This window comes from Psychroflexus curvus, from assembly GCF_020164585.1.
Classification (GTDB): Bacteria; Bacteroidota; Bacteroidia; order Flavobacteriales; family Flavobacteriaceae; genus Psychroflexus; species Psychroflexus curvus.
The window spans coordinates 287,395-302,920 of sequence record NZ_JAIQZF010000006.1; the positions used below are offsets into that span (position 1 = coordinate 287,395).

The 15,526-nt window shown below is 34.9% G+C and carries 18 protein-coding genes; 11 read left to right on the forward strand and 7 right to left on the reverse strand.

The window, feature by feature from the left end:
* Position 1: 1 nt before the first annotated feature.
* The 8 genes from LB450_RS11065 (at position 2) to ribB (ending at position 7,515) form a co-directional block, all read left to right on the forward strand.
* A complete protein-coding gene (locus LB450_RS11065; RefSeq protein ID WP_224488604.1) occupies positions 2-640 on the forward strand; it encodes a peroxiredoxin in 639 nt (212 codons plus the stop codon).
* Positions 641-681: 41 nt separating this feature from the next.
* Complete coding sequence (locus tag LB450_RS11070) at positions 682-996, forward strand: thioredoxin family protein (protein WP_224488607.1); 315 nt, start codon at positions 682-684, stop codon at positions 994-996.
* Positions 977-1,225: a DUF6952 family protein gene (locus tag LB450_RS11075; protein WP_224488609.1), complete on the forward strand. Its 249-nt coding sequence runs from the start codon at positions 977-979 to the stop codon at positions 1,223-1,225. The genes LB450_RS11070 and LB450_RS11075 overlap by 20 nt, the downstream gene beginning before the upstream one ends.
* Before the next feature lie 97 nt (positions 1,226-1,322).
* Positions 1,323-1,697: a diacylglycerol kinase family protein gene (locus tag LB450_RS11080; RefSeq protein WP_224488610.1), complete on the forward strand. Its 375-nt coding sequence runs from the start codon at positions 1,323-1,325 to the stop codon at positions 1,695-1,697.
* 51 nt (positions 1,698-1,748) lie between these two features.
* Positions 1,749-4,145 (forward strand): DNA translocase FtsK, encoded by a 2,397-nt coding sequence (locus tag LB450_RS11085; RefSeq protein ID WP_224488620.1) that lies wholly within the window; start codon positions 1,749-1,751, stop codon positions 4,143-4,145.
* 11 nt (positions 4,146-4,156) lie between these two features.
* A complete protein-coding gene (locus LB450_RS11090) occupies positions 4,157-4,810 on the forward strand; it encodes a LolA family protein (protein WP_224488622.1) in 654 nt (217 codons plus the stop codon).
* Between the two features lie 10 nt (positions 4,811-4,820).
* Positions 4,821-6,389, forward strand: a complete 1,569-nt coding sequence (locus tag LB450_RS11095; protein ID WP_224488624.1) for an LptF/LptG family permease — start codon at positions 4,821-4,823, stop codon at positions 6,387-6,389.
* Complete coding sequence (gene ribB / locus LB450_RS11100) at positions 6,382-7,515, forward strand: 3,4-dihydroxy-2-butanone-4-phosphate synthase (protein WP_224488626.1); 1,134 nt, start codon at positions 6,382-6,384, stop codon at positions 7,513-7,515. Before LB450_RS11095 ends, ribB begins: the two co-directional genes overlap by 8 nt.
* 72 nt (positions 7,516-7,587) lie before the next feature.
* Here ribB and LB450_RS11105 read toward each other — a convergent pair whose 3' ends face one another.
* From LB450_RS11105 to LB450_RS11125, 5 genes are all read right to left on the reverse strand, one after another.
* Positions 7,588-8,454, reverse strand: coding sequence for a sigma-70 family RNA polymerase sigma factor (locus LB450_RS11105; protein ID WP_224488628.1), 867 nt, complete (start codon positions 8,452-8,454; stop codon positions 7,588-7,590).
* A 116-nt stretch (positions 8,455-8,570) separates the two neighbouring features.
* Positions 8,571-8,999, reverse strand: coding sequence for a hypothetical protein (locus LB450_RS11110; RefSeq protein WP_224488630.1), 429 nt, complete (start codon positions 8,997-8,999; stop codon positions 8,571-8,573).
* Positions 8,996-9,385, reverse strand: a complete 390-nt coding sequence (locus tag LB450_RS11115; protein WP_224488632.1) for an alkyl hydroperoxide reductase — start codon at positions 9,383-9,385, stop codon at positions 8,996-8,998. The genes LB450_RS11110 and LB450_RS11115 overlap by 4 nt, the downstream gene beginning before the upstream one ends.
* A 117-nt stretch (positions 9,386-9,502) precedes the next feature.
* On the reverse strand, positions 9,503-10,048 hold the full coding sequence (locus LB450_RS11120; protein WP_224488634.1) for a carboxymuconolactone decarboxylase family protein: 546 nt from the start codon (positions 10,046-10,048) through the stop codon (positions 9,503-9,505).
* 109 nt (positions 10,049-10,157) lie between these two features.
* Complete coding sequence (locus LB450_RS11125) at positions 10,158-10,592, reverse strand: FKBP-type peptidyl-prolyl cis-trans isomerase (RefSeq protein ID WP_224488635.1); 435 nt, start codon at positions 10,590-10,592, stop codon at positions 10,158-10,160.
* Positions 10,593-10,779: 187 nt separating this feature from the next.
* Here LB450_RS11125 and LB450_RS11130 point away from each other — a divergent pair, with 187 nt between their 5' ends.
* On the forward strand, positions 10,780-11,214 hold the full coding sequence (locus LB450_RS11130) for a DUF2452 domain-containing protein (protein ID WP_224488645.1): 435 nt from the start codon (positions 10,780-10,782) through the stop codon (positions 11,212-11,214).
* Positions 11,215-11,219: 5 nt separating this feature from the next.
* Complete coding sequence (locus LB450_RS11135) at positions 11,220-12,065, forward strand: dienelactone hydrolase family protein (RefSeq protein ID WP_224488646.1); 846 nt, start codon at positions 11,220-11,222, stop codon at positions 12,063-12,065.
* Positions 12,066-12,144: 79 nt separating this feature from the next.
* Here the strand turns inward: LB450_RS11135 and upp are convergent, their stop codons facing one another.
* Positions 12,145-12,807, reverse strand: coding sequence for a uracil phosphoribosyltransferase (gene upp / locus LB450_RS11140; protein ID WP_224488648.1), 663 nt, complete (start codon positions 12,805-12,807; stop codon positions 12,145-12,147).
* Positions 12,808-12,938: 131 nt separating this feature from the next.
* Between upp and LB450_RS11145 the strand changes: the two genes are divergently transcribed.
* Entirely contained in the window at positions 12,939-14,900 is a 1,962-nt protein-coding gene (locus tag LB450_RS11145) for an aconitate hydratase (protein ID WP_224488650.1), read from the forward strand.
* 138 nt (positions 14,901-15,038) lie between these two features.
* On the opposite strand, the gene hpf is transcribed toward LB450_RS11145, so the two are convergent.
* Positions 15,039-15,341, reverse strand: a complete 303-nt coding sequence (hpf, locus tag LB450_RS11150) for a ribosome hibernation-promoting factor, HPF/YfiA family (protein ID WP_224488652.1) — start codon at positions 15,339-15,341, stop codon at positions 15,039-15,041.
* Positions 15,342-15,526: the final 185 nt, after the last annotated feature.

Below are 15,526 nucleotides of genomic sequence, written 5' to 3' on the forward strand. Positions count from 1 at the left end.
TATGTCAATAGTAGGAAAAAAATTCCCAGATTTAAAAGTAAACGCCATGGACGAAATGGGTGACACGTTTGAAATCAATGTTTTAGAAAAAGCTCAGAAGGAAAACAAGAAAGTTGTTTTATTTTGGTATCCAAAAGATTTTACTTATGTGTGCCCAACTGAATTACATGCTTTTCAGGAGGCTTTACCAGAATTTGAAAAAAGAAACACAATTGTTATAGGTGCTTCTTGTGACACAGCAGAAGTTCACTTCGCCTGGTTGAACACTTCTAAAGATCACGGTGGTATAGAAGGTGTGACTTATCCAATTCTTGCCGATTCTAACAGAAATTTAAGCAGTAGACTTGGTATCCTCGACATTACAAATGAGCGTTATGATGATGAAGATGGACACCTTACTGTAGATGGAGATAATGTATCTTACAGGGCTACTTATTTAATCGATGAAGAAGGTACAGTATTCCAGGAAAGCATTAATCATATGCCATTAGGAAGAAATGTAAATGAATTTATCAGAATGGTAGATGCCTATACTCATGTGCAAAAACATGGTGAAGTTTGTCCAGCCAACTGGGAAGAAGGAAAAGATAGCATGAAAGCAGACAGAGAAGGTGTTGCTTCTTACTTATCTAGTAACTAATTTTCTTAGTTTTTCAACTGAATCAATTAAAATAAGAAATTATGTTTAAAGAAATAAATCAAGATAATTTAGCAGAGTCGGTTAAAGACAACGATATAGTTGTAGTTCAGTATTCAGCTACCTGGTGTGGAAACTGTAGATTGATGAAGCCTAAATTTAAAAAGTTAGCAGGTGAGAACGAAGATATTCCGTTCATAATGGTAGATGCAGAAAAATTTCCTGAATCTAGAAAGTTAGCGAACGTAAATAATCTTCCAACTTTTGCAACTTTTGTAAATGGAGAATTTAAGAACCAGGTTCAAACCAACAAATTTGAATCCCTAAAAGAATTAGTCAATGAAGTTACCAGTAATTAAGCATTTTCAGAAAAACAATGATGTTCAAAAACTTGAACACACCATTGAAGTTTTAGAATCTTTTACAGAACACAGGTCTGTTAAAGAAGATGAAATGGATATCGTTGGAGAGATAATCACTAATATAGCTGGTGCTATTGAAATGGATAAAATGGTAAAAGAAGGTATGTCTGAAAAAGACGCCGCCAATACATTTGCTCAGCGTGTATTAGGTTCTATCGATAGATAGAACATATAATTTACAGATTATGAAAGGAAACTGCTCTTGCAGTTTCCTTTTTTTATGTGTAAAAAAAAAACGTAAATTTCGATTTATAATAAGTGAAATGTTTCAGTTGAAAACCATAAAAGAGCGTCTCAAGTCTTTTGTTTATGCATTTAGAGGCCTGTCCTATTTAGTTTCTAAAGAAGACAGTTTTAAATTTCAGCTTTTGTTTTCTGCTGTTTTTATTTTTGCTGGCTTTTATTTTGAGATTTCTACTTCAGAATGGTTTGCTCAACTTGGCATGATGGCTTTGGTATTGAGTGCAGAAAGTCTAAATTCTGCTATTGAACAATTGGCGGATTATATTCAACCTAAACATGACAAAGCCATAGGTAAGATTAAGGATATTTCGGCAGGGGCAGTATTGGTCTCTGGCATTTTTGCTTTCGTCATCGGTTTAATTATTTATATTCCTCATATCCTGGCTTTAATTTGATTAGTTAAAGCGGTTTATATTTGTATTTTTGTTTCCTACTTTATTATCTCTATGGCTAAAACAAGACGGAGCAAAACAACTCAACCAAAGCAAGCAAAGACTAGCTTCAGTTTTAAAGCATCTAAACGAACCAAAATTATTTTTGGAAGTTTTCTATTATTGTTTTCCGTAGGTCTTTTTGTTTCTTTTATCTCCTATTTTTTCAACTGGCAGGCAGATCAATCTATGCTTGGAAATGTTTTGGAAAGAGATGAAACCGCAAATAACTGGCTTAGCAAATTTGGGGCTTATGTTAGCCATTTACTCGTTTATAAAGGTTTTGGCGTTCCTGTAATTAGCCTTCCAGCCATGCTATCTATCACGGGTATATACTTATTTCTAAATTTAAAGCTTTTTAAAATTAGATCCCTTTGGTTTTGGGGGACATATCTCATACTATGGTTCTCTTTGTGTTTTGGTTTTTTTGCTAGCTCTCACCCCATTTTAGGGGGAGTAGTTGGGTATGAATTGAATGATTTTCTTCAGGACTATATAGGTAAATTAGGCGTTGTTCTTGTTTTAATATTTATGTTGATTATCTATTTGGTGTCTAGGTTAAATTTGACTCCCGATGCCTTGTTAAAATCTTTTACTCATCACAAAAAGAATGTGAAAGAAGAAGTTTCTGAAATTAAATTTGAACGTCATATAAATACAGAAGAATCAGAGTCTGAGCATGTCACTCCTTCAAATTCAAAAGCAGCTGAAAACCAGAATCAGGATAAGGATGTTGAAATAGAAAGTTCCTTTAGCGAGAAATCTTCAACAGAACCAACCGAGAAAGAAAAAATTGTTATCAAGTCTGAAGATGAGGATGATGTTGAAATGGAGGTGGAGACTGCTCAAGATGAGGAAGAATCCGATCAACTCAGTAAAAAACTTGTGCAGGATTTTGGTGAATTCGATCCTACCTTGGAACTGGCTAATTATCAGTTCCCGAGTATAGAATTACTAAAGGATTACAATTCTGGCCGTGGGATTACCATAGATCAAAAAGAACTGGAGCAGAATAAAAATAAAATTGTAGACACTCTTAAAAACTATAAAATTGAGATTGCCCAAATTAAAGCTACGGTTGGGCCTACCGTTACACTTTATGAAATAGTACCTGAGGCAGGGATTAGAATCTCAAAAATAAAAAATCTGGAAGATGACATTGCTCTATCACTTTCTGCTTTAGGGATAAGAATCATTGCTCCAATTCCGGGTAGAGGAACAATTGGAATTGAAGTACCTAATCAAAATCCGTCCGTTGTACCGATGAGGTCTGTTGTTGCTTCCAATAAATTCCAAAATGCAGAGATGGAACTTCCTATTGCTATGGGAAAAACCATTTCTAACGAAACGTATACAGTAGATCTTGCCAAAATGCCACACTTGCTTATGGCAGGGGCTACCGGTCAGGGAAAATCTGTAGGACTTAATGTCATACTGACTTCACTTCTGTATCAAAAACATCCAGCCGAAGTCAAGTTTGTTTTGGTGGATCCCAAAAAAGTAGAATTGACTTTATTCAATAAAATCGAAAGACATTATCTGGCAAAGCTACCGGATACGGAAGAAGCTATCATTACTGATAATACTAAAGTCATAAATACACTGAACTCACTTTGCATCGAAATGGACAATCGTTACGATTTATTGAAAGATGCCATGGTTCGCAATATCAAGGAATACAATACCAAGTTTAAAGCTCGAAAATTAAATCCAGAAAACGGTCATAAATTTTTACCTTATATTGTTTTGGTTGTAGATGAATTCGCAGATCTTATAATGACTGCGGGTAAGGAGGTTGAGATGCCTATAGCCAGGCTTGCTCAACTGGCGAGAGCTATTGGGATACATTTGATCATTGCTACGCAGCGACCATCTGTAAATGTAATCACAGGAATGATAAAAGCTAACTTCCCTGCAAGAATGGCCTTTAGAGTGACTTCCAAAATTGACTCCAGAACTATTTTGGATGCTGGTGGAGCAGATCAGCTTATTGGTAGGGGAGATATGTTGTTTACTCAGGGCAATGATTTAATTCGCCTGCAATGTGCCTTTGTTGATACTCCGGAAGTTGAAAGAATTACCGACTTTATAGGTTCACAAAAAGCTTACTCAGATGCTCATCTTTTACCAGAGTATTCTGGGGAAGAATCTGGCATAGGTGTTGATAATGATATCGAGGACAGAGACAAACTCTTTAAAGATGCTGCAGAAGTTATAATCACAGCTCAACAAGGCTCCGCTTCCCTTTTACAACGAAAATTAAAACTTGGTTATAACCGGGCCGGTCGAATCATAGATCAACTTGAAGCCGCAGGAATTGTAGGCCCTTTTGAAGGAAGTAAAGCAAGACAAGTTCTCGTGCCAGATTTTACAGCACTTGAAGAGTTACTCAAAAACGAACAGAATTCATAATTTATCATATCATGAAAACAGTAAAGACGTTAAGCTTAATTTTTTTAATTCTATTTATTTCAAATATCGGTTTTGCTCAAAATGATAACGAAGCTAAAGCATTGGTAAAAGAGGTGCTGGATAAAGTTGAGTCTTACGATAACTTTGTTATTGATTTTACTTATTCTCTCGAAAATACGGAACAGAACGTAAAACAAGAAACTCGTGGTGATGTTAGTATTAATGACAAAAAATATGTGTTGAACCTCATGGGAACCACTCAGATTTTTGACGGAGAAAAAATATACACTATTGTTCCTGAAGATGATGAAGTTACTATTTCTAAGTATGATGAATCAAATAGTGAGCAAATCACACCTTCCAAAATGTTGACTTTCTACGAAGAAGGATACCGTTTCAAAATGGATTTACTACAAGATGTTGGTGGTCGAAAAATTCAATATGTTGAGTTGATTCCGATGGATTCCAATAATGAAATGAAAAAAATCCTACTTGGTATTGATAAGCAGACCAAACATATTTATAATCTAATTCAAATTCAACCAGACGATACAAAGATTGAATTTAGAGTTACTAAATTTAAAACAAACGAACCTTTATCCGAGAAGCATTTTCAATTTGATAGATCAAAATATGCAGATTATTACATCAACGAATTAGATTAAATTTCAGGTATTGAAAATTCTAGACCGATATATTTTAACCTCATTTGTGAAAACCTTTTTTTCTGTTTTTACGATTTTGATGTTTATTTTTATTCTTCAGTCGGTATGGAGATTTATTGAAGAATTCGCAGGAAAAGACATCGATCTGGATATCATTTCAAAGTTTTTGTTTTTTCTCCTTCCTAACCTAATTCCAATGGTTTTGCCATTGACAATCCTGCTGGCTTCGATCATGACTTTTGGAAGCTTTGCAGAGCAGTATGAATTTGCAGCTATGAAATCTGCTGGTATTTCGTTGCAGAGAGCAATGCGAAGCCTTATTGTCTTTATTTTACTACTCGCTGTTGTTACTTTTTATTTTTCGAATACTGTTATCCCTCATGCCGAAGGTAAGGTGCTGAATATGCGTAAAAATATTGCCCAGGTAAAACCATCGATGGCTATTGTTGAGGGTGCTTTCAATGATTTGGGAGATATAAATATTAAAGTGAGTAAAAAAAGTGGTCCCAATGGTAAAAATCTGAATGATGTTATTATTCACAAGAAGTCTGAAAGTAGAATAGGAAATTATACGGTGATTAAAGCAGATCGAGGTGTTTTGGAATCGGGATTAAATTCCAATGTACTGTCTCTTGTTTTGTATGATGGTAATTATTACGATGAAATTCCAACTAAAACCTATCAGCAAAACTTAAAGGCTCCTTTTGTGAAATCTGCATTTGAAATATATGTCTTAAATATTGATTTATCAGATTTTAACGATGTAGACCTCAAAGATGAAAGTTACAGACATCCTTATAAAATGCTGAATATAAGCGAACTTAAAATCCAGTTGGATTCATTTTCTAGTGATTATAATCAAAGAAGAGAAAGCTACGATAGATTCATAAAACAAAGAAGTGGAGTAAATAGAGTTTTAAATACTGAAAAAAAAATTGAAACTAAAGAAGACGATTCAAGAAAAATTAATCAAAGTATTGACAAACGTTTAAGCAATGAACCTGTATCTTCAGATTCATTAAATGCTAAAGTAGAAAGTTACGACCTTTATTCAACATTATCTGTAGACAGCCTGTTTTGGGAGTATAACGATAGGCAGCGGTCACAGCTTTTCAATGTGGCAACTAATTCAGTGAATAGTATTATCCCACAGATTAGTTCTAAGAAAAATCAGATGAAACAAAGGAAGATGTTATTAAACAAGATTGAAATGTCAATGCATAATAAATATGCTTTGCCATTTGCCTGTATTATCTTATTCTTTGTAGGGGCGCCTTTGGGAGCTATTATAAGAAAAGGAGGTTTAGGACTCCCTATGGTCGTAGCCATTATAGTGTTTTTGACTTACCACTTTATAGGTTTATTTGCCGGTAATAGTGCGGAGGGAGGTAGTATCCCTGCATTTTTAGGATCCTGGTTATCTACTATAATTCTTTTTCCTTTTAGTGTTTATCTCACTTATAGAGCTACAACAGATCAGGGATTTGTGAATTTAGATTTTATATTTGTCCCCATTGAAAAGGGGATAAAAAAGATTAAAACGAACATTTTTAATATCAGAAATAAAGAAAATGACTGAAAGAAAAATTAAGCTTGACTCCATACAAGAAGCTATTGATGACGTAAGAGCTGGTAAAGTAATAATTGTTGTAGATGATGAAGATAGAGAGAACGAGGGTGATTTCTTGGCAGCTGCAGAAAAAGTAACTCCTGAAATCATCAATTTTATGGCTAAATATGGCAGGGGCCTTATTTGTTCACCTCTTACCGAGGGAAGATGTAAAAATTTACATCTGACTACAATGGTCGGTAATAATACCGATCCTATGGAAACGGCGTTTACAGTCTCTGTAGATTTGAGAGGTAACGGTGTTACTACAGGTATCTCAGCTTCCGATAGAGCTAAGACTATTCAAGCACTTTGTGATGAAAGTACAAAATCTGATGATCTTAATCGTCCAGGTCATATTTTCCCGCTAATTGCAAAAGAAGGCGGCGTTTTAAGAAGAACCGGACACACAGAAGCATCTATAGATTTTGCAAGATTAGCAGGATTAAAGCCTGCTGGAGTTATTTGTGAAATCATGAATGAAGATGGAACTATGGCCAGGCTCCCTCAGCTTGTGGACGTAGCTAAAAAACACGATCTTAAATTAGTTTCTATTGAAGATCTTGTAGCTTATAGAATGCAACACGATTCTTTAATTGAAAAATCCGAGGATTTTGAATTAAATACCAGATTTGGTCAATTTAGACTAAGAGCTTACCACCAAACGACAAATGATCAGGTGCATTTAGCTTTAACAAAAGGTACCTGGAAAACAGATGAGCCTGTATTGGTAAGAATGAATTCCACCTTGGTAAATAACGATATCCTTGGAACATTGACATCCAACGCAGACCAGAAATTGGACGATATGTTTAAACTGCTAAATGTTGAAGGAAAGGGAGTTATCGTTTTTATAAACCAGGATATACAGGGATTAAATTTAATTTCAAGATTAAAAGAACTAAAGCAAAATCAAACCGGTGACATTGCTAAGGCTCCAAGAGTAATGATGGACGAAAAAGACTTTGGTATCGGTGCTCAAATACTACATGACTTAGGCGTTCATAAAATAAAATTAATGTCTAACTCTCAACATAAAAAAAGGGTTGGAATGATAGGATATGGTCTTGAAATTATCGATTATGTAAATTATTAAAATTTGTTATTCCGATCAAAAAAAAACCATCCGCCTCAGGCGGATGGTTTTTTTTTGATTTTAAGATAAACCCTATCCTAAATACTTTTTAAGCATTTTATTTTTGGACTGATGCTTTAGACGTCTGATCCCTTTTTCTCTAATTTGTCTTACGCGTTCTCTACTTAAATCAAAAGTATCGCCAATTTCCTGAAGCGTCATTGCTGGCTGATTACCAATGCCATAATTTAGTCGAATGACATCAGCTTCACGTTGAGATAAAGTTTCAAGAGCTCTGTTGATTTCGATACTCAAAGAATCTCTCATCAATTGATCGTCTGGAGTAGGTGAGTCCCCGGAACTTAACACATCGTATAAATTAGAATCATTTTCTCCTTCTTTAAAAGGGGCATCCATAGAAAGATGACGCCCAGAATTTTTGAGAGCAACTTTCACCTGAGATTCGCTCATATCTAATTCTTTGGCAATTTCTATTGCAGAAGGTGGGCGTTCATTAACCTGCTCGAGATGAGAAAATGTTTTATTTATTTTATTGATGACTCCAATTTTATTAAGAGGAAGCCTTACGACACGTGATTGTTCCGCGAGAGCCTGTAAAATGGATTGTCTAATCCACCAGACAGCATAAGAAATAAATTTGAAACCACGAGTTTCATCGAATCGCTTAGCTGCTTTCACTAGACCTACATTTCCTTCATTAATTAAATCTGGGAGTTTTAAGCCTTGATTTTGATATTGTTTTGCAACAGAGACGACAAACCTTAAATTAGCATTAGTTAATTTTTCCAAAGCCATCTGATCGCCTTCTCTAATACGCTGAGCTAACTCCACCTCTTCTTCAGCGGTTATTAAATCTACTTTACTTATATCCTGAAGATATTTGTCTAAAGACTTAGATTCACGATTAGTGACTTGTTTGGTAATTTTAAGCTGTCTCATATATAATTTTTATATAATAGTTAATAACTGAAATCTTGCTATAATACAACTAAAAACTTAGAAAGTCAAGTATATTAGACTTATATGTATGTCAGATTCAGTATTTTATTATATAATTAAGAAGTCAAAAGAAATAAACTGTAACCAAAGATGAAAGTCCATTGAAAAGTTCTAATCCAATTTAGAGTGGCTAATTTTCTGGAGGAGATTTTAAGGTCCAAATTACCCTCGATTTTTTGATGAAGTGGGACAAAATAAAGAAAGGTGCTTATCCAAGTTGAAAGTACGAGAAGTAGATAAATCAGGTTAATGGTTGAAAACTCAAAAAGAGATAGATAAACAGCGATTGCCATTTGAATAAACATTAAGGGCGCCACTACGACTGTTATTCTAGGAGTATAATACTTATGCCATTTTAAAAGGTCTGATTCCTGATAAAATGAAAACCCAGGATAGACAATAAGTTGAACCATCCAGATAAGCACTACTAGCCCAAAATCTATGACCAGTCTAAGTGAGAATATATGTTCTAAAATCAAATTCATTTTTCTGTGAGTTTCCAGTTATAGCTTTGATGAACTTTTTTAAGAATAAAGAAAAAAGGAATCCACCATATGAAATCATTTGTAATTAACGTATAAAAAAATTCAAAAGGGACTTTACCTTCTAAATAATTGAACACAAAACCCAGAGGACCGAAAATTTTTCCTAAGAAGCCTACAGCTACAATAGGCCAATGCCTTAAGGGATCAAATGAAGCCCACCAGTAACCCAATCCAAATACGCCTATCACCATGCCCATTCCCTGCCAAATCATAGGCTGAGTTGGAAGTTCCATCCCAACGAGTTCAAAAAAATGATTTGGAAAAATAACCACCCAGGCTCCCCAAAGGAGATTATATACAGCTGCTAATTTTAGTGTTAATTTCATTTTTCAAAAGTAAATAGACCACTGTGAAACAAGTTTAAATATTTATAAAATTCTTCAAACAAAAAAAGCGTCCAGCTTAACGACTGAACGCTTTTCAAATTATGTTATATACTAAGATTATTTCTCCCATTTAAACTCCGCAAACATATCGTCAACTGGAGTTTTACCAATGTGATTGATGTAATTACTCATCGTTTTCATACCAACACCTGTAACCACTCCAGCAATGTGCTCATCTCCGTAGCCTGCATCTTTGAAGGCTCTTGTGGCTTCCTCTGTAGGATACCCTCTTTCTTTTGCCACAGAAGTTGCAAATTTTGAAAGCGCATCCAACTTAGCATCTGGTAAGTCTTTTTGAGCTCTTAGTGCATCCAAGATATCTCGGGAAACATTACTTTGCTTCATCGCTATAAAACTATGGGCAGCTACACAATAGGTGCAGCCGTTATAAATGGCAACAGATAATAAAACCACCTCTTGCTCTTGTGATGTAAATCCAGAATCATTTCTGAAGGTTTCGTCTGCCTGTGTATAAGCTTTTAGCAGAGATGGGTTATTCGCCATCATTTTGAACAAGTTCGGTACAGCTCCCATTTTGGTTTTTGTATTTTCCATAATTCCTTTTGCTGGCTCTTTTGCTTCGTTTATTTCTAATAATTTCATATATCTGATTTTTAATTTGTTTGAAGAGTCGAGATTTTGTGAATGATCTTACAAAAAAAAAACCACTCAAAGGAGTGGTTTTAAAGTATTATGTATAGAATTGAAGAAATTAGCTTTTAATTTCAACTAGTTCTAATTCAAACGTAAGATCATGACCTGCGAGCGGATGATTTGCATCTACTACGATATGGTCATCTTTTACTTCAGCAACTCTTAATTGTCTTTCAGTTCCATCAGGATTTTGAGAAACCAATCCCATTCCTACTTCTGGTTTAATTTCTTCAGGAAGTTGGTCTTTGGGTACTTCTTGAAAAAGCTCTTTTTTCACGTCTCCGTAAGCTTCTTCTTTAGGTATTTCAATGGTTTTTTTCTCAGCTTCTTTCATATTGAGAACACCAGTTTCAAATCCAGGAATGATTGTACCTTCACCAAGTGTAAATTCAATTGGCTCTCTTTCCAAAGAACTGTCAAAAACTTGACCTGTTGAAGCTAACTTTCCAGTGTAATGTACTTTTACTGTGTCTTTTTCTTTAACTTGACTCATAATAATAATTTATTGATTTCTAATTAATTAGAATTCTTACTTAATTAGTTGCAAAGGTATAATTTAAGACCCCAAACCCAATTTTATATGGATTTAATTCAAGATTTTAATGGAATTTTAACCTTAACTAAGATAAGTGTTGTCAAAATTGAATATAATTTAGCCATAAATACTATTACGTAACTTTATGGGAGATAAGTCAAAAAAACCAGATCAGGTGGTTTATAATGAAGAAACCGAAAAATATGAGGCTGGACTATTGCCTTACGCAACAAATTCAAGCGCTCCCAAAATTACTCCTACAGACTTGACTGGTTGGAAAAATTCTAATGTGAGCAAAGTCAATCATCAAATCAAAACAGAATATGAAGAGCTAAGAAACCAATATGAAAAGTTGATGGCTCAATTCGAATATAACAATCTTATTTACAGTGCAGAGTTCAGCTTCGAACCTATTGTTGGTCAAACCTATCATTTATATAAAAAGAAAAACGGAAATATTTTTTTATCAATCATTTCTCCAAATGAGTGTAATTTTCAGTTTAAAGGGAGCTTTAAATTGAATGAAGATAAAATGTGGATACGCTTAAATACGAAAGCTAATACTAAATCTTTAAAATAAGACAGATGAAAATTTACAAATGGATGCTGTTAATTTTAGTAATTGTTTTTACAGCATGCAAGTCAGAAACGAAAGATAAAACTGAAGATGGTGTCAATGTTGTTATTGAAAAAAACGACATAAAAATAATTGGAAAAGAAATTTCTTATGATACCGATTCTACTCTCATGAGAGGTTACATTTCACATAATGAAGCCCTGGAAGGAAAAAGACCAGGTATACTTGTAGTACATGAATGGTGGGGTCACGATGAATTTGCTAGAGAAAAAGCAGATGAACTTGCTGAGCTGGGATATGTTGCACTGGCTGTAGATATGTATGGTCAAGGAAAACAGGCGCAGCATCCTGACGAAGCCATGGAGTTTTCCAGCAACGTGATGAAAAATTTTGACACCGCTAAACAACGCTTTATGGCGGCAATGCAAGCTTTAAAAGCAGACAAGAACGTAGACCCTGATAATATCTCAGCCATTGGTTTTTGTTTTGGAGGTAGTGTAGCCTTAGCTATGGCTAACTCAGGAGTAGATCTCGATGCTGTTGCGGTTTTCCATAGTGGATTAGGATTGCCAGTCATGCCTACCGAAGATATAAAAACAAAGCTTTTAATTCAAAATGGTGCTGAAGACAAAATGATAACCGATGAACAGGAAAAAGAATTCAAAGCTCAATTAGATGCTGTGAATGCTGATTATGAGTACATCGCTTATGAAGGTGTAATGCATTCGTTCACTAATAAAGATGCCGATAGTCTGGCGAAAAAATATGAACTTCCATTGGCGTATGATGAAGAAGTTGCAACAAAATCCTGGGAAAAAATGACAAATTTTTTAGAAGATATTTATAGCAACTAGTTAAGTTTGTTGCCAATGAAAAGCCTGCTTGGTATCATTATCCAAGCAGGCTTTTCTGGTTTATGGCTTTAAAGGTAATTTATAATTTTTGTCCATAAGCTAAATCACCAGCATCACCAAGTCCTGGGATAATGTAGCCTTTCTGATTCAATTTTTCATCTATCGCTCCAATCCATAGATGGGCATTTTCTGGCAGATAATCCTGGATCAAATCAACTCCTGGTTGAGCACCTATAACGGACAAGACATGAATTGATTTAGGATTTCCTAATCGTTCCAGGGCTTTAAATACATTAATCATAGAAAGTCCCGTAGCCAGCATTGGATCTACCAAGACAAGCGTTTTTCCTTCAAGGCTTGGAGAAGCTAGATACTCTATAACAATTTCGAAATCCTCTTCAGGATTAGAATCGCTGGATTTCTTTCTAAATGCAGAGACAAAAGCATTATCTGCTTCATCAAAATAATTAAGAACACCGTTATGCAGCGGTACGCCAGCTCTTAAAATGGAACCTATAACTATATTTTCATTCATTTTATTAAAAGATGATATGCTGAGAGGAGTCTTAAATTTACGGGATTTAAAATCTAAGGACTTACTCATTTCATAACTTAAAATTTCTCCAATCCTTTCAATATTTCTTCGGAATTTCATTCGGTCTTTCTGTATGGTTTCGTCACGAATTTGATATAAATAATGATTTAAAATTGAATTGGTTTGACTTAAATTATGAATTGTCATGAGGGTTTTTTTTCAAAAGTAATTTATTTTAAACACAGTTCCCAATCGAAGTTAAGAGTTTAATCTTTGTTAATTGAATTTAGAGTTGTTGCATATTTAGTAATTTAAAAGTCAATTTAATATTAATAGACATGGCAAAAAATGTAACTCAGAAATTAATTGAATCTCATCTCATAGAAGGTGATATGACGGCAGGGGAAGAAATTGGAATTAAAATAGATCAAGCATTACTTCAAGATGCAACAGGTACTTTAGTTCAGCTTGAACTTGAAGCAATGGGTTTGGATAGAGCAAAAACAGAAGTTGCTGTTCAATACGTGGATCACAACCTACTTCAAACCGACTATAAGAATGCAGATGACCACCAATTTTTAAAATCAGCGGCACAGCGGTTTGGATTATGGTTTAGCCGGCCAGGAAATGGAGTAAGTCATCCTGTACACATGGAACGCTTTGGGAAACCAGGAAAAACAATGGTAGGATCCGATTCTCATACTTGCGCAGCAGGATCACTAGGTATGCTTGCTATCGGTACCGGAGGTTTAGACGTTGCTGCAGCTATTGCAGGACAGCCTTATTTTGTAAAAATGCCAAAAGTCATGGGGGTAAAACTCACAGGTAAACTTCCAGACTGGGTCAGTGCAAAAGATGTAGTCTTAGAAATGCTGAGAAGGCACGATGTGAAAGGAGGAGTGGGGAAAATTATAGAATATTATGGTGCTGGTTTAAAAGAATTAAGTGCTATGGATCGTCACGTTATCGCGAACATGGGAGCAGAACTTGGTGCAACCACGTCTGTATTTCCAAGTGATGAAGAAACTAGGCGTTTTCTGAAATCTCAAAATAGGGAAGAAGACTGGACTGAGTTACTGGCTGATGAAGGCTGTAAATATGATCATCATGATGAAATTATTTTGGATGAGTTAGTGCCGTTGATTGCTTTACCAACAAGTCCAGGCAATGTGGTCCCTGTTTCAGAAGTTGCTGGAAAAGATATCAGTCAGGTGGTAATTGGTTCTTCTGCCAATCCCGGTTTAAGAGATTTTTGGATCGCAAGTGCTATTGTAAAAGACAAAAGCATAAGTCCTGAAGTAAGTTTTGACATTAACCCAACATCAAGACAAATCATGCAGAATATGATTGAAAACAAGACCTTTGGAAATCTTATAAAATCTGGTGCTCGATTTCATCAGTCCGGCTGCATGGGATGTATAGGTATGGGCCAGGCTCCAGCAAGCGGAACCATAAGCTTAAGAACCATGCCTCGTAATTTCCCCGATAGAAGTGGAACTAAAGATGATCAAGTTCATTTATGTAGCCCCGAAACCGCCGCAGCATCCGCACTGATGGGGAAAATAACAGACCCAAGAGATTTGGAGAAAGAATTTGGTATGAAGTATCCTAAATTCGAATATCCAACTTACGAAATTATCAATACCGATATGCTTGTTGCTCCCATAGAGGATAACAAAAATGTAAAATTGGAAAAGGGACCTAATATCAAGACCTTACCGGAAATTCCAAAACTTGAAAAATCTTATCAAGTTCCAGTTTTACTAAAAATGGGAGACAATATTTCCACAGATGAAATATTGAAAGCTGGCGCAGAGGTTTTGCCTTTCAGAAGTAACCTGCCAGAAATTAGTAAATATTCCTTTACTGTCATTGATGATACCTTTTATGATAGAGCCATGGAGGCTAAAGCATCCAGAGGGGGACACGTGGTTGTAGCTGGTGAAAATTACGCGCAGGGTTCAAGCCGTGAGCATGCTGCTTTAGCCCCTAAATACCTTGGGCAAATCGCCGTGATTGCTAAAAGTTATGCCAGAATTGCCTGGCAAAACCTAGTTAATTTTGGTATTCTACCTCTAGAGTTTATCAATGAATCTGACTATGATTTGATTGAACAAGGAGATGATATAGAATTAAAAGATGTTATTAGTTCTGTTGAATCTAAAGAGCCTATCGATGTGGTAATTCATAAATCCAATGGTGCCAATAAGACCTTTCAAGCTAATCATACGTTAAGTGATCGTCAGATAGAAATCCTTATTAAAGGTGGGATTATTAACGATTTTAGAGAACGACTTTAATATTTTATTCAAAGTCAAAAGAGTTTGAACTATTTACTAGAAGCAGTTTCTTAAATTCTTTTTGTTTAAATAAATCAAATAAAAAAACCAGTCTCAAGTATGTTAAGAGACTGGTTTTATATTATAAGTTGTTAGATATTATCTGGTTGACATCTTTTCTTTCTTCTTTTGAAGTTGTCTTTTGATATCATCGGCTGTGTTTGAAATAGCCATTTCAAAAGATTTTTCATTAGAAGATGCAAAAACGTTTTGACCTGGAGCACTTAATTTGATTTCGCAAATCATTCCCGTTTCCGGGCTTGATGTATTTTCAGTTTTAAAAAAAACTTCACCTCTTACGATCCAATCGTATCTATTTTCAAGTTTTTCTAATTTTTTAGTGACTAATTCTTCTAGTCTCTCACTTGCTGTGACGTGTACGTAATTGAAATTGATGTCCATAAATTATAAATTTTAAGTTGTCTATTTATTTTTGATTAGAAGGAGATGTTGAATCTTCTCTAACCTTCAGCTGATTTATAAATTTAAGAAATTAAATTCACTGATTTCCATTTTTTCAAAATTTTAATGTGAAACTGACTTATTTAACTTTTACTTTTAATCCAAAAACGAACTAGTTGAGTTGT